Raw genomic sequence first — 18,333 nt, forward strand, 5'->3', positions numbered from 1 at the left:
TGTCCTGGGGGGCCCGTTTGGACGCCGATCACCCCGAAAACGGGGTCCTTATTCCACGCCTAATCACAGTTAGGTCGGCTTCGCCGTGCAGCCGCGGCGCTGGGTCGTGGCACGGTTCTTCGCTGAATCAGCCGAAACCGCCGGCTCCGCCAGGATTTCGAGTCCACCCGCGCGTCGGCCGAGGCCGTCCTCCACGCAGTCGCAGCGATGGTCCGTCTGCCGCGCATCGCGCTCACCATGACTTTCGGACGGCCTCGCAGGGGAAATCTGCCTTGCCGACGGCAAGGTCTGTGCGGATGATGACGAAGACAGATTAGGCTCTCCGCACGGCCAAGTTAATATCAACTCTAAGTCGTAAGTATTATTTGACGTTACTAAGCAAAAATGCTGAGGTGGCCTCCCCTGCGCGACTCAGCTCGCAACTGGTGACCCGCATGGGAAACGGGAGGGGAACATGGCAGAGGTTGAGACCTACATTGCTTCGGGTGGCAGGGAGGCGGCCATCGCTGCCGGAGCTGGGCCGACGCCTGGCACCTACAACATCGCGGTCCGGTTTCTGGGTGGCCTGACCGACCGTCAAAAAAGCGCGTTCAAGGGCGCAGCCAACCGGTGGACACGGGCCATCAGCGGCGATCTCCCGAGCGTCACCGTCGACGGCGAGGTGGTCGACGACCTGCTCATTCTCGCGCAAGGCGCTCCCATCGACGGTCCGGGGCGCGTGCTAGGGCAGGCGGGCCCGACGCATTTACGTCCTGCCGGCGCAGGTACAGCTGCCTTCCTTCCCGCGAAGGGTACGATGACCTTTGATACGGCTGACCTTGCTCAGATGGAGGCGAACGGAACGCTGGACGACGTGATCACCCACGAAATGGGGCACGTCATCGGAATTGGCACCATTTGGACGCGCAAGAATGTCGTCAAGGGCATCGGGACAGCCAACCCCGTGTTTCTCGGTCAAAACGCCATGCGCGCCTACGCTGAACTTCGCGCAAGCCCGAATCCGCTACCGGTCCCCGTCGAGAACACGGGAGGGCCAGGGACGGCAGGGGGGCACTGGCGGGAGACGGTGTTCGGCACCGAACTCATGACCGGTTTCGTGAATCAAGCCGGAAATCCTCTCAGCCTCATGACGATCGAAAGCCTTCTGGATCTGGGATACGACATCGACCGCTCCGCGGCGGATCATTATGCGCTTCCGGGACATCTCGAGCTTGCCGAGGCTGGTGTGTTGACAGACCACTCCGAAGAGAGCCGAGGTATCGTCATTACGAATATCCCGCAGCTCCTGCCTGAAGGCAGTCTCGTGTAGCCGAACATCAGGCATGACGGATCCCTGAAATGGGTGACGGCGTCGAGAGGCCGGAGGCACACGTACTTCCAGAAATATCGTTGGTCCCTCCGGGAAACCTGATTCAACCGCCACCCAATCAATTTACTCATGAGCTGGTCAGACGGCTACCGTTTGACTATGATGAAGTTGGATCAAAGTTTGCCAAACCATTCGGCGGCCTACTGGAGGAGGGCACAAAGGTTGTTTTGATGTTTTACGGCGGCGAACGTCATTGTTGGGTTGCCGACGGCCGAGGACTCTATGCCCGGATAGAATACGAGGGTTTGAAAAAGCTTTAGATTGGGGGAGACGACGCATGTCGCGGGAGCCGAAATATGACGATGGCGGCCGTCTTCAAGACCTGGTGGCGGCGGCCGACGATAGCGTCAAGGCCGCCCTGTCGGCGGGAAAGGGCATCAGCGAATTCCTTTCAACCATCGACAAGCTCTCCGAAGATGAAATGGAAGTCATTGTCGATCAGGCAATCAAGTTGCTTGAGAGTTTTTATGTCCATCTTCCCATGAAGAGGGCAATGCATGCCGTGGATCCGCTGCAACGCTTGAAATTGTTGCGACGGCGTATTTCTGGGATCACCAGCGAGTTGGCGTTCCATCATGAGATGACCGACATCTTCACCTCGCTTCGCGATCTCCATACCAATTACATTCTTCCTCTGCACTTTGCGAGGATCGTAGCGTTCTTACCCTTCAGGGTGAAGGCTTGCGTTGAACATGGCCGCCGCACCTACATCGTCTCGCATACCATGAACGGGTTTTCGCATCCGACCTTTGTTCGGGGCGTTGAAATACAGCACTGGAACGGAGTCCCCATCGAACGTGCCGTCGACATCGCCGCGTCCTACCACGCGGGCAGCAATTTCGAGGCTCGGCATGCGCGTGGCGTGGAGGGCTTGACGAAGCGAGCCATGAACATTGCACCGCCACCCGACGAGGAGTGGGTGACGGTGGGATACAAAGGTCTTGGCGGGGAAAGCCTTGAGACGCGGATCGACTGGACGATCAGCGATCTGCCCGACGAGATCCGAGCAGGGATGCCTGAGATGTCCATCGAGGCGGCCGCGGCATTTGGGCTGGACCTCGAAGGCGACACCTTCCAGCGGGTCGACAAGATGCTTTTTGCTCAGCAGATCGTGGCAGCGAAGCGGAACATTGAATCAGCCCAGGCCGCGATCGCTGCCTCCGGCGGAACGTTGCAAAGCACAGGGGCAATCACCGGCACCGATTCGACGATGCCCGATGTTTTTTCCGCGCGGGTTGTCGAAGTCGATGGCCGGAAATACAGCTATGTCCGCATTTCCACATTCAACGTGTCAGCTGACGATCCCTTCCTCAACGAGTTTAGGCGACTTATCGAACTGCCGGAGATGCCGGACGACGGTCTGGTTATCGACGTAAGAGGAAATGGAGGCGGTCTGATCTGGGCCGGCGAAAGGCTTCTTCAGCTACTTACCCCCCGAACCGTCGAACCGACGCGCTTTCAGTTTATCTATACTTCTAACTGCCTTAACCTATGCGAAGGTGCAAAGGCCTTCAAGGACTGGGCACCGTCGCTTCGTCGCGCGTTGGAGACCGGCGCGGCCTTTTCCTCGGCCTTTCCGATCACGGCGCCTGAGCGATGTAACGACATTGGTCAACGATATTACGGCCCCGTTGTCCTACTTACTGACGCGCGCTGTTACAGCACAACCGATATATTTACCGCCGGCTTCCGCGATCATCAAGTTGGGACGATACTGGGCGTAGATGGGAATACTGGTGCAGGGGGCGCCAACGTGTGGACTTTGGATATCGTCAACCAATTCTTCGTTAACGCGGGACTGCCTGCACCTCTCGGCGTCCTTCCGAAGGGGGCGAACCTTCGGGTGGCCATTCGCCGGACGCTGCGTGTCGGGCCGGAGGCCGGCACCGAGCTCGAGGATCTTGGCGTACTTCCGGACGAACGTCATGACGTCACCCGGAACGACGTGCTGAATGACAACGTCGATCTGATCGCGCACGCCGGGCGCCTCCTGGCAGGGAAGCGGGCCTATAAGTTCCAGGCAACTCAAAAGTGGGAAGGCGGCAAGATCCAGCTCGATCTTGCTACGAGGGGCGTGGACTACGTCGATGTATTCATCAACGGCCGCCCGCAGGCGTCCCTGGACGTCGTCGACGACTCCGTTCGAAAACGCCTTCCTGCGCCTTCGGGTGCAAACATCGAGTTGCGCGGCTACGCATCTGGCAAGCTCGTTTGCTCCCGGCGCCTGACAGCCCAGCCCTAGCGCTCGGTTGCCCGTGCCCCTCTCCCCTGCCGGGATGTCCCTGGTCCGGCGGTATGCATCGACCTGCCCCCACGACCTGTGACCGCGTGAACCACCTGAATGGTGCGAGCCTCGCCCCTGCGAGGAAGAGCATGCTGTCGGACGCGACCGGCGGTCCAGTAGCCGCGGCTGGAAGCCCGCCGCCACGGGGCAAGACGCCGCCATAAGGGGTCTCCGCGCCAAACCGTCCAGGCCGGTCGCCGCCGGCGTCGTTGCACTTTTAGGCTTCGCTTGAGCATGCAGTGCCACAAACCCCGGCGGACCATAGCCTATAGCTTAAAGCTCAGGGTTGTTCCGGCGACCTATTGCGCGACGAAATCTATAGTGTATAATTTACAAGCACAAGACAAAATCAAGACAAACCATGAGATTGAGATGTGCTTTGCGCCGACTCTGAAGCAGACTTGCCTCAAGACGACAGCAAAAAATTTGCTTTCCCAGAATGCAATCTGTTTTTACTGCCAGAGCCGATTACCAACGGAGGAAGCCATGAGCAAAGACATATCCGAAGAAAGAACATTCGCTCTTCGACTGACAAGGGATGATGTTTGTTGGGCTAACGTCGCTGACGGGGGGTCCCAAAAATGGCATTTAAAAGAGGGAACATCTGTTGAGTTTTTGGAGAAACAGGGATCTTATACAAGAATAAGAACTATCGACGGCATCGAATGCTCGATAGCCTCTCACTCAATTGAAGATGTATGAAATTTTCCATTCTTCGGATAACAAGTTGATTTGGCGCCATCCAGCTGTCGTGTCTACGACTTAAAAAGGACTGGGAAAAGGCCGTCCAGCAAGGTGGCGCCTCCACTTCCACGTGCCGCTTCAGTCGAGAACGTGCGGGTCCGACGCGACGGACAGGGCCCGTTCTGCCGTCCTGCAATTCAGCGCTCACAGGCAACCGAACTCAGCCGTCAATCTCAGGAGGTGCCGCCCTGCGTTCGCTGGCACCCACCGGCAATTGCCCCGCTGTGCATAAGACCGAAGCAGCAAGGCGTTGTTAACCATAGATCGATTTGATCCCTCGCTCGCATCCGGCGCGCCCTATCTGAGGTCGCCCCTGGGAGTGGAGCGTGCATGCACATCGTCTTCGCGACGGCCGCCGACGGTCGTGCCTATCCCGAGCACCCCGGCGGCGAGGCAGGTTGCGTGGACGGCGCCGTCGTCGGTCCGACTGGACTCCTCGACATCCTGGCGACGCGCCTTGGCCTTGGCGGTCCGCAGGTACCGCCGGTCGTCCGCATCGCGACGTGGCAGAGGAAGTTGGAGGCGGCAGCCAGGGAGACGGCGCGGTTCTGGACCGCTTCGCTTGCATCCGACGGATGGGCGACCGCGCGACAGCTGCTGTCGTGGCGAGACGCCCTGATCGAGGCGGGCTGGTCGCCCACGCTGCTCGTCGCCCCCCCTGAGCGCCTCGCCGACCTTGAGGCCGCGGAGCAGGCCGGTCCTGCTCTCCCGGGCGGCCGAGCCGACCTGCTCCGCGAGGTGATCGCGGCGGTCGAAGGCGGAGCGCCTGTCGACATCGATCTCCTCGAATGCACCGAGTAGCTCGAACACATCGCGCCGGGGTGGCGTCGCCTCATTCAGGCCCTGGAGGCGGGCGGAACGGCGGTGCGTACCCTGACGACGTTCACGCCGGTGGATGTGGCCTCCGACATTGGGCGGGTGCATCTCTACCTGCGGACCGGCCAACGCACCGCGTTTACGGGAGACGGTACGGTCTGCGACATCTCGGGAACGTCCGCGACCGCGGCCGCCGAATGCGTGGCCGAGTGGATGGCCTGCGAGGCCGAGGCCGGTGCGGCGGGCGATACCGTGCTGATCGTTCCCGATGGCGACAGCAGCCTCCTCGACCAGGCGTTGCGGCGGCGCGGCCTGCCGTCGCTGGGCCTCTCGCCGCCATCTTCCTTCCGGGGGGCACTTCAGGTGCTGCCGCTGAGCTTTGCGGCGGCCTGGACGCCGATGGATCCGGGCAAGCTCCTGGAGCTCCTGCTCCTGCCCCGGCCGCCGATGCGGCGTTGGGCGGCACGCACCCTGGCGCGCGCGCTCAGCAAGGAGCCCGGCATCGGCGGGCCAGCTTGGCAACTCGCGTGGGAACGGATCGAGGCGCGCATACGTGACGAGGCGGCGCGGGCACCGGACGCGACGGGTGCCCGTAAGGCGGCGGCGGAAGCTGAGCGGACCCTCGACCGCTGGCGCGCCTGGACGAACCTCGGCCGGTACGACCGCAAGGAAGGGATGCCCGCGCCGGACGCGGTGGCACTCTGTCGCCGCGTCCTCGACTGGGCGTTCGAGCTCGACGCGGGCGACCGCGACCCATTGCTGCTGTGCGTCGTCGGCTCGGCGCGCGCGCTCATCGCCGCGCTGGAGGCGCTTGGCCACTCGCCGGTCACCGCCCTCCAGATCGACCGGATGATCGATCAGGCCATCGCGGACGGCTTGCCCGACCCAACCTGCCACGCCCAGGAAGGCAGGTCCCGTGCCGTCAGCAGCCCGGGCGCGCTCTGGGGGGCCGCGCACCGGGTGGTCTGGTGGGGGTTCGCCGGCTCCGGGGCGTCCTCCCCGCGCTTCCCGTGGAGCGAGCGCGAACGCGCCGCCCTCGATGCGGCCGGATGCTGTCCGGAGCGCCCCCACACCACGGGTCGGCGTGAGGCCTCGCACTGGCGAGCGGCGGTGTTGAACGCGCGATCGCTCATGCTGGTCCGTCCCGAGCTGAATCGCGGGAGTGAGGCAGGACCGCATCCGTTCAGCCAGCAGCTTCATCCCCTCCTGAGCCACGCGTCGAACGCGTCATCGGTCCGGTTTGTCGCGGAACGCCTCTACGTCGCGGAGCGGGTCCCCCTGGCCGCCCGGGAGGTGGTGCGCTCGTCCAGCGTCGCCGTCGACCTTCCCCGCGCGCGAGCCGCTTGGGATCTGCCGGCCGGCCTCGTGGCACGCGCACAGGATCCCGAGCGGCGGCAGAGCGCGACGAGCTTCGAGGATCTTCTCACCTGCCAGATGCGCTGGATCCTGCAGCATCTGGCCGGCCTCAAGTCAGGGGGTGCACGCGAGATCCCCAAGCCGGAGCGCCTCTTCGGCAACCTCGCTCATGCCGTTGCCCAGGTGGCCTTTCACCCGGGCGAGGTCCCGGTCCCCGAGATCGTGAGGACGCGGTCCGTGACGGCGCTGGACAGCCTCCTCCCACGCATCGCGGCGCCCCTGCTTCTTCCGGGACACGCCCGCGAGTTGGCCTTCGCGCGTCAGCGCATCCCCGACGCGCTGGCGAGCCTGTCCTCCATCCTGGCCCGCGGGCGGTTCGCAATCGAAGGATTGGAGGTCGAGCACGAGCGGGACTTCGGCATGGTCAAGGTCGCCAGCCGGATTGATCTCGTGGTGCGTGGCCCTGATGGCGCCCGGGCCATCATAGACCTGAAATGGACGGAGAACGGCGCGACCGCACGCCACTACGAGCTTGCCGAGGGGCGGGCGATCCAGCTCGCCACCTACGGCCGCCTCGTCGATCCCGACGGGGCGGGAGCGCCGGCCGGGTACTTCCTGCTGCGGCAGCAGCGCCTCCTCGCGGAAGAAGGTTCGCCGCTGGCCCACGAGGAAATCACGGTCACCCGCGGCTTGGCAGATACCTGGGACGCGGTCGCGCGGGACAGCGCGCGGCTCGCCGCGCTGGCCGGATCCGGGCGCGGGATCGCCGCGGGCGTCGCGGGCGCGCAGGAGCACCTCCCCGAGGACCTGGCGTTCCCGCTGCATCCCAAGGTCTGCACGTACTGCGACATGACCCGACTCTGCCGCTCCCTGTCCGCGGGCTAAGCCTCATGCGCGCATCCCCAATCAATCGCGTGGACACCACCCTGGCCTCGGCGGGTACCGGGAAGACCACCGCGCTGGTCGGCCGGCTGGCGCAATTCCTCGATGCCGGCATCGCGCCGGACCGCATCCTCGCGACGACGTTCACGAAGAAGGCAGCCGAGGAACTCGTCGAGCGCGCGCGCGCTCACCTGATCGCCCAGGGCCGGGGCGAGGATGCCATCGCGCTGCTCGGAGCGCGCATGGGCACGGTCAACGCCGTCTGCGGGCGCTTGGTCGAGGATTTCGCGTTCGAACTGGGACGCCCGCCGGGCGGAGAGGTCATTCCAGACGAGAGTGCCGCCCTCCTGTTCGCGGCCGCGGCCGACGAGACGTTGACCCGCTTCGCTCCGGCGCTCAATGCGCTCGGCGAGCGGTTCGGGCTCTCCGACCAGGAGCTGGACTGGCGGGACCTCGTCCGGCGCGTCATCGAGCTGGCCCGCTCCAACGGGATCGACGCCGACGGCCTGTCCCGCTCGGCGCATCGTTCGCGGGACGGTATGCTCGCTCTCCTGCCGCAGTTGGAACCCCTCCTGACGGCAGATGGTCTCGACACACGCCTCCACGCCGCGATTCGGGATGCGTTGGCGGACCTGGACGGCCTTTCCCTGAGGGGCAACGGGGCGGCGGCGGCGAGCGCGGTGAAGGCCGCGGCCGGTATACTGAGTCGGGACGAGCTCTTGCCATGGCCACTCTGGGCCAAGCTGAGCAAGCCGAATGCCTCCAAGGCCGACGCCCCCCTGTTTGCCGACGTCGCGCGTGCCGCTGCGGCCCATCCTCGCCACCCGAGGCTGCGGCGGGATCTCGACGAGTTCATCGGCCTCATCTTCGACTGCGCCGCGCAAGCCACGGCGGCGTTCCAGGCCTACAAGGCCGAGCGCGGGCTTCTCGACTTCACCGATCAGGAGGCGCTCGCGCTGGAGGTCCTACGGCGCCCCGACACGCAGGAGCGGCTCCGAGAGAGCATCGCGGTCGTGCTGATCGACGAGGTGCAGGATGCGAGCCCCTTGCAGGTCGCGATCTTCACCGAGCTCGCGCGCGTCGCTGCGCACAGCGTCTGGGTCGGGGATCCGAAGCAGGCGATCTACGGCTTCCGCAACACGGACGCGAACCTCACGCTCGTCGCCACGCAGGGTGTCGCGGCCGGCACCGGAGGACGCTTCGAGGTCCTGTCGAAGTCGTGGCGGAGCCGGCCTGGCCTGTGCGCCTTCGTCAACGACGCCTTCCTGCCGGCCTTCGAGCGGATGGGGCTGCCCAACCAGGCGTCTCGGTTCACGGACTGCGCCTGCGATGATGAGGGTCTTTCTCGGCCGCCGCTCACCGTCTGGCACGCAACCGGGACGAAGAAGGCCGACCGAAGCGCGAGCCTCGCGGGAGGCATCGCGGCAGCCCTGGCCGAACCGGGGCTCTGGCCCGTGCGGTCCGCTCCCGGCAACCGCGCGCGCGATTTGCGTCCCTCCGACATCGCAGTCCTCTGCCGCGGAAACGCCGACGTGGAAGACCTTGCCTCCGCGCTCACACGGCTCGGCGTCAGGGTCGCGGTCGAGCGTGGAGACTTGTTCGCGACGCCGGAAGTCGAGCTCGCGATGGCCGCGCTGCGTTGGACGGCAGATGCCGGCGACCGGCTCTCACTCGCCGAGATCGCGCGCCTCATTGGAGGGGAAGACGAATCCCGGGCATGGCTTGACGCCCTTGGCGCCGAGGATCCGGACGGGGCGCTGCGAGCCCTCGTGCCCTTCGCGACGATCCTGGATGACCTGCGGGCCCGCCAGCTCGGGATGACACCGTGCGAGATCGTCGATGCCGTGATCCTCGCGACTGACGTGGTGGACCTTGCCTGCCGTTGGGGGCAGGCCGCGACTCGACTGCATGCCCTTGAGGCCTTCCGCGGCGTCGCCTGCTCCTACGAGGGAGAGTGCGCACGGTTGCGCCTCCCCGCCACCCTCGGCGGCTTGGTCGCCTGGCTCCAGGGCCGGAAAGTGCCTTGCCCGCGTGGCGTCGAGGATGCGGTTCACGTGATGACCTACCACAAGGCAAAAGGCCTCGAGTGGCCGGTCGTCATCCTCGCACAGCTGGAGAGCGGACCACGTCCGCGCCTTTTCAGCCCCGTGATCGAAGTCGACGGGGCGCTCGACTGGCAGGCGCCCTTGGCCGGGCGCTTGATTCGATTCTGGCCTTGGCCGTACGGCGCGCAATCGACGGGTGTGCACCTCGACACCACGGCAACGACGAGCGTGATCGGACAGCGGGCTGCCCGAGAGGCCCGCGACGAGGCGGTCCGCCTGCTGTACGTGGGAGCGACCCGGGCCCGCGATCATCTGGTCTTCGGCCGGAACGCGCGTCCCGGCGCTTGGCTCAGCACCCTGGACGTGAGCGAGGCCCCCCAGGTGGTTCTGCCCATGTACGACGGGCGGCCGGTGGTGGCCGGGGGCGTCGACCATCCCGCACGCTTCGCACTCCTCGCCCTCCCGGCAGGGGCGGTCAACAAACCTTCGACACCCGGCGTATTCCTCGGGATCCCGCGCCCACGGACGACGCACAGGCCGTTGCGGCTGCGGCCGAGCGGGAGCCGTCGACGCTGCCTTCGCGGCACTCGCCCGGACTACGCTCGGTGCACGCTTCCCGCTCCTCGGCGACCCGGAGATGGACGTTCTCGGCCAAGCCGTGCACGCCTTCCTGGCCGCGGACCCGATGGAGGGCGATCACGATCGACGCCGCTCGCTGGCGGCTTTCGTGCTGGAGCGATGGAAGGTCGCCGGCCATCTCGATCCGGGACATCTCCTCGCCGCGGCCGACCGCCTCGGATCCTTCCTGGCCCAGCGCTTTCCCGGCGCTCGCGTGCGCCGCGAGGTCCCGGTGTTCGCGCCTGTCGCCTCGCAGTACACGGTCGGGCGGATCGATCTCCTCGTGGACTGGGGCGATGCGTTCGCCATCGTCGACCACAAGAGCTTCCCAGGTCGCCCGGAACTGTGGGAAGAACGGGCCGTCCGGGCGGCACCCCAGCTCGCCGCCTATGCGCAGGCGGTTGGCACAGCGACCGGTGCGGTCTGCGCAGGTCTGTTCGTTCACATGCCGCTGGTCGGGACCATCGTGGAAGTCGGCGAGTTGGCGGCGGCTTTGGCCGTTTCAGCTCTCCCCCAGGGACACTGACCGCTGGCCACATCCAGACAATCGCGGGACGGCGTCGCGACACGACGAGGACGCGTGACGTTCGCCTGGCCCTGGCGCTTCCGCAGCCCTGTCCTGGTCGGCGGTCAAGGCACCGACGCCGCTTCCGCTGCGGGTCACCCCGCTTACCGCCGCCCGCGCGACCTAGGCGAGCGCGACTCGACTGCCCGCACGCCTGGCGGCGACGGTGAGCCGGTTTGGGGCGGGACAGGACCTACGTCGCCCGAACCGCCGGCATAGCGTAGCCAATGGCTCTCGCGAAGTCATACAGCGGATCGGCCGCGAGTCGCTTCAGGCCCATCGCCTCGGCCGCCTCGGCGTCAATCAGGAGCTTGTCCCGGAAACGCTGGCGCTCCTCCTGCATCTCGTCGGCAAGTCCGAGCCACTCGGCCCGCAGCAGTTCGCGGCCGAGCCGCCTGAAGCGCTCGACGCGCTCGGCGAGCGGCAGGGCGAGCCAGAGTTCGGTCTCCTCGTCGTGGTAGAGGTTAGCCATGATCAGGGAGGCCTCCGACAGCGCCTGCCAGGCCCGGTGCACGAGCGCCCGCACCTCGCGCGGGGCGCCGCGCAGGTCCTCCGCGGGCCCGAACCGGTCCATGAGCAGGTCGATCCGGAGCGCGCCGTCCGAGAGGTCCTTGACCCGGCGCGCGAGGCGCAGGCCGGCCCGGGCGACGTTGCCCGCGCCGTCGGGCAGGCCCTCGTGGGTGCCCCACAGGCCGGCATTGGCGTCGAGGATGTCCTGGGCGACGCCGGCGGCGGCGGCGCGGAGGGCGGGGGAGCGGTACTGTCGCAAGCGAGCCTCTCGAGTCGGCCGCCCGTCGCGGGCGCGTCGTCACCCATCCAAGCTAGGCAGCGCAGGCGGCCTTGGGCAGTACGCGCACGTACCTACTTGACAGCGGCGGCAGGCCGGCCGCCAGCCAGTCGCCCCGTCACGACCCGCGGCCACCAACTCGCGTCTCTCGGGGGCATCGACCCCAAACAACCGCGACTTTGGCTCGGTGCGGGGCCGCAGTGCCATTCCGGGTGGACGAGCCTGAGCACGGGACGTGGTGTACGTGGGCACACTGACCACGATCCGGCGTAGTTCCCCTTCAAAGGCCCGGACGATCGGCTCGTCGATCGCAGCTGGCCGAAGAAGGGCGCCGTCGTTGCCGTTTTACGGCCCCTCCCGGTGACGCTCAACGCAATCGTCCGGGATTGCCCGCCGTCGCCTCCACTCGCCACTTCACCTTTAACACAACCGCTCGTTCGTGCGGGCTCCGCGACGAAGAGCCAAGTTCATAGCATGTCCTTTACAACTTGGTGAGCGAGCAAGCCATTACATCGCATGACTAAATATCACTTGTATAATGCATCCAACCTAAGACACCTGTTCTTCACGCGCTCAACGATCTCACCTCCCATGCACACCGGTGCAGGCTCTTTCCCAATGCCTTCTACACCTCGATGGCACAGCCTCAGCAGCACTAATCCGCACTCGCGTTCTGGCCTCACCGCAGCCAACAAGCGCGAGCATGGCTGACGACCTACGAACGCCTGCATGTTCGTGAAAGATCCCCGCAAGCTAAGCCGCCGATGTCATCCGTCAAAAGGGTCGATCGTGCTTGGCGTTTCGGCGCGTCAGGCATCCATGCGCATCGCGAAGCCGTGTACGGCGCTACTCGTCGGTGCGCACGGCCTGGCCGCCCCGGTCGATCGGCAGGCGCGGGCCCTTGAGCTCGGATCCGTCCGGCAGGCTGCGCACGTCCCAGCCGCCGCCGAGCGCCCGGATCAGCGTGACGGCGGTGGTGAAGCGGTGGAGCCGCACCTGCAGCGCGGCGACCTCGTTGTTGAGGGCAAGGCTCTGCGCGGTCACGACGGTCGTGAAGTTCTGGGTGCCGGCGCGGTACTCGTTGACAGTGATCTCGACGGCGCGGCGGGCGGAAGCGAGGGCGGCGTCCTGTGCCAACTGCTGCCGGGCGAGGATGCGCACGCCGGCAAGCTCGTTCTCGACCTCGCCGAAGGCGGTGAGGACCACCTGCCGGTAATTGGCCACCGCTCTGTCATAGGCCGCCCGCGCGCCCTGGAGGGCGGCGGCGCGGGCGCCCCCGTCGAACAGCACCTCGGTGCCGGCGGCGGCCACCGACCAGACCTGGTTCGCGGCCGAGAACAGGCCGTTGCGCGGATCGCCCGAGATGCCGCCGGACGCCGAGAGCCTCACGGTCGGGTAGAAGGCCGCGACGGCGACTCCGATCAGCTCGCTCTGCTGCTGCACCGCCCGCTCGGCCTGTGCGACGTCGGGGCGGCGCTCCAGAAGGTCGGAGGGGATGCCGACCGGAACCGCGGGCGGGCGGCTCGCCAGGGAGGCCACGGGGACCGAGACCTCGGAGGGGGGCGCCCGACGAGGACCGCGATGGCGTGCTCGAAGGTCGCCCGCTGCAGGCCGACCGCGATGGCCGCGGCCTGCGTCGTCTGGACCTGCGTCTGGGCGGTGATCACGTCGGAGCGGGCGGCGACGCCTGCGTTGTACTGGTTCTCGGTGATCGCGAGCGTCTTCTTGAAGTTCTCGACGTTCTCGTTGAGCACCCGCTGCAGGGCGTCGTTGTAGCGGAGCTGCAGGTAGTTCGTGACGAGCTCGGCCTGGACCGCGAGGCGCACGGCGCCGACCTGGGCGGCGCCGGCCTGCGCGGCAGAAACCCTGCTCTCGATGTTGCGCCGGGTGCCGCCGAACAGGTCGAGCTCCCAGCTCGCCTGCCCCTGCAGCGAGACGTTGGTCCGCTCGACGCCCGCCGTACGCACCCGGGTGATCGAGGGCGCGCCGATCACGGTCGGATAGAGGGCGGCGCGGGCCTGCTCGACGAGGGCGCGGGCCTGCCGGTAGCCGGCGACCGCCTGGCGCAGGGTCTGGCTGTCGACGTCGACGAGGCGCACGAGTCGGTCGAGGGTGGGGTCGTTGAACACCCGCCACCAGTCGCCGCGCTCGGCCCCGTCGTTCGGCTGGGCGAGACGCCAGCCCTTCTTCGACGCGATGTGCGCGGCGCTGTCCTCGCGCTGCCCAGCCTACGGGAGGGCAGAGTTCCTGAACGGCGCGTCGGGAGGGCCGGCGAACGCCTCCACATGCTCGCCCCGCCGCCTTCTCGGCGGGGCAGTGCCGGCCTTAGGGATGCCTGCCTTCGAGATGGGGATCCAGCAGCTGAATACTTCGGTGCTGGCAGTCCAGGCAGCCGGCCAGACTGGTCACACGTGATGCCCAAGCTCAGGCTATGAGTCGCGCTTAGGACCCGCGGATCCCCGCACGCGACCACGGCAAATTCGCGCGGACGCTGGGAAGACAGGTGGGGGGCGATTGGCTCGATGAGCCTGGCTGCCGGACATCCCGGTTCTCGGAGCGCCTGAACTGGGTGCTAGGCCTCGCGACGCGCCCTGCGCGTCGGACGATGCTTCCAGTCAGCGCCGGCCGCGTACCCCAGAGGCTGATACGAACGGGCTCGGATCCAGATGCCATGCGGCGTGAGGTTGACGAATGTCCGCGCCTTGTCCTTGCTGACGATGGTCAGCAGGTTCTCGAATGGGTTCCTGCCCGGCATGCCCAAGCCTCGCTCGGCCAGGAGGATCCGTTCGACCTCGGCAAGGAGTTGGCGTCGCTTGAGCGGCGTGCCGGCTTGGTCGAGAATCGTCCCGACGGCCTGCAGAACCTCGGCTGGCGTCGCGACGGGCCTCCGTCCCGTCCCCTCGGCCGATCGAGGCGGGGGCGGGGGCTCGACCCCTCCAAGCTCCGGCAGCGGGCCGGGCTTCATTTCGTTGGATCCTGCCGTGCGTCCACGCGCATGCGACGCAGTGCACACCTTGGGAGCGCCTGCTCCCTGAGGCGAGGCGTCGTAAGGCTCGGCCATGCGCACGACGTCTCGCAGGACCGACAGGACCTCGGGTAGCGCAGCTCGCTCCATCCATTCGCCCCCCTTCGCCTTGGCCATAACCAGCGCCCCTTGCCAGACCATCAGGACCCGTGTGGCGGCGGAGGTCGCGGCGCGTGGGTCGAGACCCTCTGCCAAGAGGCGGCGGACGCTTTCCTCGACTGCTTCGAGGGCTTGGCGACAGACCGCCCGCGCCTCGGCCGCGTCGTCGCCATCGGCTGCAAGGTCAATGGACAAGCGTGCGACCCCGAAGCCATGCCGGGCCATCCCAGAGTCGTCCGACCACAGGACGGTGGTGAGGCGTTCGAGGGCATTTCGGGGCCCGCCCCCGATTGCCGGGATGCCGTCGAGCGCTTCCTGGATCCTGGCGCGGTGCCGTTGCGCGACGGCCGAAGCCAAGTCGGCCTTCTTCGGGTAGTGGTAGAAGACCGCCCCTGCCGGTATGTCGGCAGCGGTGGCCACATCCCTGATGGCGACGGCAGCGTAGCCGCGCTCGGCAAAAAGCCGCTCGGCAGCCTCAGCCAACCTTTCGGACCGATCTGTCGTTCTCGCCACGTCGTGCGTGCCCCTCTCGAAAAGATCCTATATTTCCCGATTTAATTAAGTCAACTGACTTAGAAAGCGTGTCATGCAGCAATGCATGCCTCGGTCGCCTGAAGCGGGACAGTTGGTGATCGGCGTCGGCACGGGGTCCCTTGCCGCGTCGTATGGATCGCAATGGCTGGTGGGCAGCTTCCGGTCGAAGTTGAGACGGCTGCGCAGACCAGCGCATGACCTTGCTCTGTCACCTTACTGATCGGTCGGAGCCGACTTCCTTTGCGTCGACCGGACCCTCCTAATGCGGAGGTGGCAGCGTGACCGCACGCCATGCAAGGCAGGAAGCGGCAAAGGTCCGTCGATCTCGTCCATGGCAGCGGTAAAATAGTTCGACGCCGCCGTATGTCTCAGAGCCCGGATGATGAGCAAATCGCGACATTCGATGCGTGGTTGATGGGCCAGCACGTGCGGTCGCGCATCATCGAGAGTTTCGCCGCCAGCCTCGATCAGGACAGGGCGCTGTGCGTACGGCTTCAGTTGCCCTGGAGCAGTGGACAGGCCGAGGAGCCTACGGCCACCGCCATCAGCGGCGGCCTGCGGTGCAGCCTTCAGAGGCAGGCAACAGATTGTGTCTCCTCGGGTCGCGTCGCCGATTCCTGCGTCACCCCATCCGCGAGCCGTCCGAGCCGCACGCTCGTGGCAGACGCAGCGCTTAGCATCCCGACAAAGGCGCGGGCGAGCGCCGCGGCGAAACTGCCGGTGGACTCGGCGACGCTGCCCGCGTTGTGGGCTTGAGGGCGCTTCTGAGGTCCTTGCCGACGAGCGCGCGGTCGAACCATTCGGGCGCGAAGTGGCCGCCGCACCAGCGTCGGGTCTCGGCATGCTCTGGATTGCCGGGATCGGCCATGATGGCCAGGAAGCGCTCGTAGCCCCTGATCCCACCGACGTCCTCAGGCGGCCGTGCCCGGGCTCCGTCGAGGCAGGTGGCATGGTGGGGCCGCGCGCCGACAACGAGAGGTCCCTCGATCGTGACGGTGTGAAGCCAGCTGTCGCCGAAGTCGTAGAGGTAGGTGAAGGCCAGCCCAGGCTCGCGGTCGAAGTCGAGCAGGCGCACCGTGCGCTCGTCGAACACGCGGGGATCGCCGACGCCAGACCAATCAACCGTGTCGGGATCGCCGTAGCGTAGGCCACCGATGCCGAACTCGTGCAGGTGGTAGTTCCACCAGTTGAACGCGGCCTGGATGGCCAGGTGCAACTCGCCCAGATGCCAACTGCAGGGCACGGCGAGGCGCCGCCAGACGGCGGGCTCGATGCCGTCCAGCGCGACGTGGATCTGCAGGGCGTTGGGTTGTTCGAACGGCATGGGGTCGAAAGGATCCCGGCGCGCACGCCGGCGTCAACTACCCGCGGCTTCGGTAGCGAAATGCTCGCATCGAGATCCTGGCCGGCCATCCGGCCTCGATCCCAGCCGTTGCTCAGGCGGTTCCGCTTTCGCGTGCTCGCCGACGAGCAGAACTTGCCGAGCCCTCCTCCATACCGATCAGCCCGCAGCCGTGCCGCTTGCGTAGGAGCCTCGCGAGACCCGCGACCTTCGCCAGCGTCTCTCCCACCTTCGGCGTCGCGTCAGGCGGCATGTCCAGCTTGATCGACCTGCGGTCCAGCACCTTGGCCGAGTTCAGAAGCTGTATCGGTGCCATCGAAGGGTCTCAAGTCAAGCTTGGACGAGATCCGTGACAGCTTCGCTCAGACCTCGTCTTTGTCCTGATAATCGGGGCAGCCTTCGGGCGGCGAATAAATCACCTCACTCACGAAGCGATGATGCTCTTGATCGCCTTCGTGGAGTCGATTTACGAAACAAAAATCCTTGATCGTATTGATAACCTTTGGACTAAGATCGAATTTTATCTTGTTTGCGACAAAGCGTGAGCGCAGATCGAAACTTTCGCCTGCATCGTCCAATTTCTTCATGAAATCAGACTGCTTGCCAGATCTAGCGAGCGTCTTCAATATTTCGGCCATCGTATCGGAAGACACGGGTATGGGCTTGCGGCCGCGGTAGCGCAGAGGTTTCTTCATTGAGGACTCCTGCTGAGGTACTGGTTTACCTTCGTGTCAGCTATCGCACGGAGAGCCTCTGATTCTTGCGGCGTCTTGGCCCGTGCCATCGCTCCTGCGAAAGCGGGATCGAGCGTTATACCTGGCGGAACATACGCCAGGCTTGGTGCCTTGCCATCAAGCGGCAAGGCAAATGAAATGATCGCCCTATGGAAGTCTTTCCTGCTCACGCTGGCGCCGACGCCAAATTCCTTAGGATTGTACCCTTTACCGGCAGGGGTGACAGTTACCTTGGGAGCCGTGGCGGAACCACTAATAGTGGTTTGAAAGTTGTAAATAACCGCGAGAGTAGGAAGCTTGTTCAAGTCGAGGCCACTCAAGCCAGATACAGACAAGTGATTCAATTCATTCAAGTTGAAAAACGTTGAAACCTGCTTATCGACCCCGATGCGCCCCGCAATCGGAAATTCAATGTTCTCCCTGTCTTCTGCCCTATCGCACGCAATCTGAGGATCGTCCACGAGTGAACCGAGTAGATCCGTCAGATAGAAGTGATATACATTTTGTCTCGATAAGTCATTCGTGGCAGAGAGCCCGAATGTGACCGTGCGATGCGTGAGGGCACCCACAAAGTCAACGTTCGGAGTAATCGAGTTTTCCTCAGTGATGTCGAGGGTGAATTCGTAAGCAATCGCAACATTCTTGTACTTTAAAATGAAGGCTTTCGCGACACGATTTCGGGTTCTCGCAAGCGCCTCAGCCAACGTAATTTTACCATTCGCAAGATCTCGCGCCAAATTCGCAGTGCCGCTGTCGGGAGTACCCAAATTCTGGAGCGCTCCGGCTGCCTTGTACCGGAACGCGTCTCTGACCTCACACCGAATGTTTCTACTTATATCTTCAGGCTTGAGACCAGTGGAAGCAACAATGTTTGGACTTATTGAACAAGAAGCGAACAGAATTGATATGGGCCCGAGCAAAGCACTTCGGCAGATGCCCTTCATGAATCTTTCCATGGTGCAATAGTTCACTGAACAAGGATTCCATAACGGCTCCTTTGAGTCTGTGCCTCAAATGCAACACAAGGTTGCGGAAATTTCTCGCTGATGCGACCCGAACTACAAACTAATGCACTGACGCGGACGGAGGATTCACGCGCGGGGTGAGGCGTGCGAGTCTGGGCGATGGCCCAG

The 18,333-nt window shown here is 65.2% G+C and carries 11 protein-coding genes and 3 pseudogenes; 7 read left to right on the forward strand and 7 right to left on the reverse strand.

The window, feature by feature from the left end; translation table 11 throughout:
• Nucleotides 1–73: 73 nt before the first annotated feature.
• The 7 genes and pseudogenes from F6X51_RS28995 to F6X51_RS29150 form a co-directional block, all read left to right on the forward strand.
• Nucleotides 74–228: pseudogene (locus F6X51_RS28995) on the forward strand (IS5/IS1182 family transposase); the annotation flags it as partial.
• A gap of 226 nt (nucleotides 229–454) precedes the next feature.
• The gene (locus F6X51_RS26625) at nucleotides 455–1,309 is read left to right on the forward strand and encodes a leishmanolysin-related zinc metalloendopeptidase (RefSeq protein ID WP_150966943.1); all 855 of its coding nucleotides are present in this window, start codon (nucleotides 455–457) and stop codon (nucleotides 1,307–1,309) included.
• A gap of 337 nt (nucleotides 1,310–1,646) precedes the next feature.
• Nucleotides 1,647–3,611, forward strand: a complete 1,965-nt coding sequence (locus tag F6X51_RS26630) for a S41 family peptidase (protein ID WP_150966945.1) — start codon at nucleotides 1,647–1,649, stop codon at nucleotides 3,609–3,611.
• Nucleotides 3,612–4,727: 1,116 nt separating this feature from the next.
• Nucleotides 4,728–5,198, forward strand: coding sequence for a hypothetical protein (locus F6X51_RS26635; RefSeq protein ID WP_150966947.1), 471 nt, complete (start codon nucleotides 4,728–4,730; stop codon nucleotides 5,196–5,198).
• A 63-nt stretch (nucleotides 5,199–5,261) separates the two neighbouring features.
• Nucleotides 5,262–7,454: a PD-(D/E)XK nuclease family protein gene (locus tag F6X51_RS26640; protein ID WP_150966949.1), complete on the forward strand. Its 2,193-nt coding sequence runs from the start codon at nucleotides 5,262–5,264 to the stop codon at nucleotides 7,452–7,454.
• Between the two features lie 5 nt (nucleotides 7,455–7,459).
• Nucleotides 7,460–9,805 (forward strand): annotated as a pseudogene (locus tag F6X51_RS26645) (UvrD-helicase domain-containing protein); the annotation flags it as partial.
• Between the two features lie 376 nt (nucleotides 9,806–10,181).
• Nucleotides 10,182–10,640 carry a PD-(D/E)XK nuclease family protein gene (locus tag F6X51_RS29150; RefSeq protein ID WP_407658687.1) on the forward strand — a complete coding sequence of 153 codons (459 nt, stop codon included), beginning with the start codon at nucleotides 10,182–10,184 and terminating at the stop codon, nucleotides 10,638–10,640.
• A gap of 232 nt (nucleotides 10,641–10,872) precedes the next feature.
• On the opposite strand, the gene F6X51_RS26650 is transcribed toward F6X51_RS29150, so the two are convergent.
• The 7 genes and pseudogenes from F6X51_RS26650 to F6X51_RS26680 all read right to left on the reverse strand — a co-directional run bounded on the left by F6X51_RS26650 (nucleotide 10,873) and on the right by F6X51_RS26680 (nucleotide 17,967).
• Entirely contained in the window at nucleotides 10,873–11,448 is a 576-nt protein-coding gene (locus F6X51_RS26650) for a hypothetical protein (protein ID WP_150966953.1), read from the reverse strand.
• An 864-nt stretch (nucleotides 11,449–12,312) separates the two neighbouring features.
• Nucleotides 12,313–13,691, reverse strand: a pseudogene (locus F6X51_RS26655) (efflux transporter outer membrane subunit); the annotation flags it as partial.
• Nucleotides 13,692–14,038: 347 nt separating this feature from the next.
• Nucleotides 14,039–15,073, reverse strand: a complete 1,035-nt coding sequence (locus tag F6X51_RS26660) for a TetR/AcrR family transcriptional regulator (protein WP_191970294.1) — start codon at nucleotides 15,071–15,073, stop codon at nucleotides 14,039–14,041.
• 724 nt (nucleotides 15,074–15,797) lie between these two features.
• Entirely contained in the window at nucleotides 15,798–16,448 is a 651-nt protein-coding gene (locus tag F6X51_RS26665; RefSeq protein ID WP_150966957.1) for a plasmid pRiA4b ORF-3 family protein, read from the reverse strand.
• A gap of 112 nt (nucleotides 16,449–16,560) precedes the next feature.
• Nucleotides 16,561–16,782 (reverse strand): hypothetical protein, encoded by a 222-nt coding sequence (locus F6X51_RS26670; RefSeq protein ID WP_150966959.1) that lies wholly within the window; start codon nucleotides 16,780–16,782, stop codon nucleotides 16,561–16,563.
• Between the two features lie 46 nt (nucleotides 16,783–16,828).
• Nucleotides 16,829–17,161 (reverse strand): hypothetical protein, encoded by a 333-nt coding sequence (locus F6X51_RS26675; RefSeq protein ID WP_150966960.1) that lies wholly within the window; start codon nucleotides 17,159–17,161, stop codon nucleotides 16,829–16,831.
• Nucleotides 17,158–17,967 carry a hypothetical protein gene (locus F6X51_RS26680; RefSeq protein ID WP_150966961.1) on the reverse strand — a complete coding sequence of 270 codons (810 nt, stop codon included), beginning with the start codon at nucleotides 17,965–17,967 and terminating at the stop codon, nucleotides 17,158–17,160. Before F6X51_RS26680 ends, F6X51_RS26675 begins: the two co-directional genes overlap by 4 nt.
• Nucleotides 17,968–18,333 lie beyond the last annotated feature (366 nt).

Source organism: Methylobacterium planeticum, from assembly GCF_008806345.1.
In the GTDB taxonomy this organism is placed as follows: domain Bacteria; phylum Pseudomonadota; class Alphaproteobacteria; order Rhizobiales; family Beijerinckiaceae; genus Methylobacterium; species Methylobacterium planeticum.

Bases quoted from the DNA above. Each gene is read 5' to 3' on its own strand.
- F6X51_RS26675 (WP_150966960.1), bottom strand. From the start codon at position 17,161: ATGAAGAAACCTCTGCGCTACCGCGGCCGCAAGCCCATACCCGTGTCT.
- F6X51_RS26635 (WP_150966947.1), top strand. From the start codon at position 4,728: ATGCACATCGTCTTCGCGACGGCCGCCGACGGTCGTGCCTATCCCGAG.
- F6X51_RS26625 (WP_150966943.1), top strand. From the start codon at position 455: ATGGCAGAGGTTGAGACCTACATTGCTTCGGGTGGCAGGGAGGCGGCC.
- F6X51_RS26630 (WP_150966945.1), top strand. From the start codon at position 1,647: ATGTCGCGGGAGCCGAAATATGACGATGGCGGCCGTCTTCAAGACCTG.
- F6X51_RS26670 (WP_150966959.1), bottom strand. From the start codon at position 16,782: ATGGCACCGATACAGCTTCTGAACTCGGCCAAGGTGCTGGACCGCAGG.
- F6X51_RS29150 (WP_407658687.1), top strand. From the start codon at position 10,182: ATGGAGGGCGATCACGATCGACGCCGCTCGCTGGCGGCTTTCGTGCTG.
- F6X51_RS26665 (WP_150966957.1), bottom strand. From the start codon at position 16,448: ATGCCGTTCGAACAACCCAACGCCCTGCAGATCCACGTCGCGCTGGAC.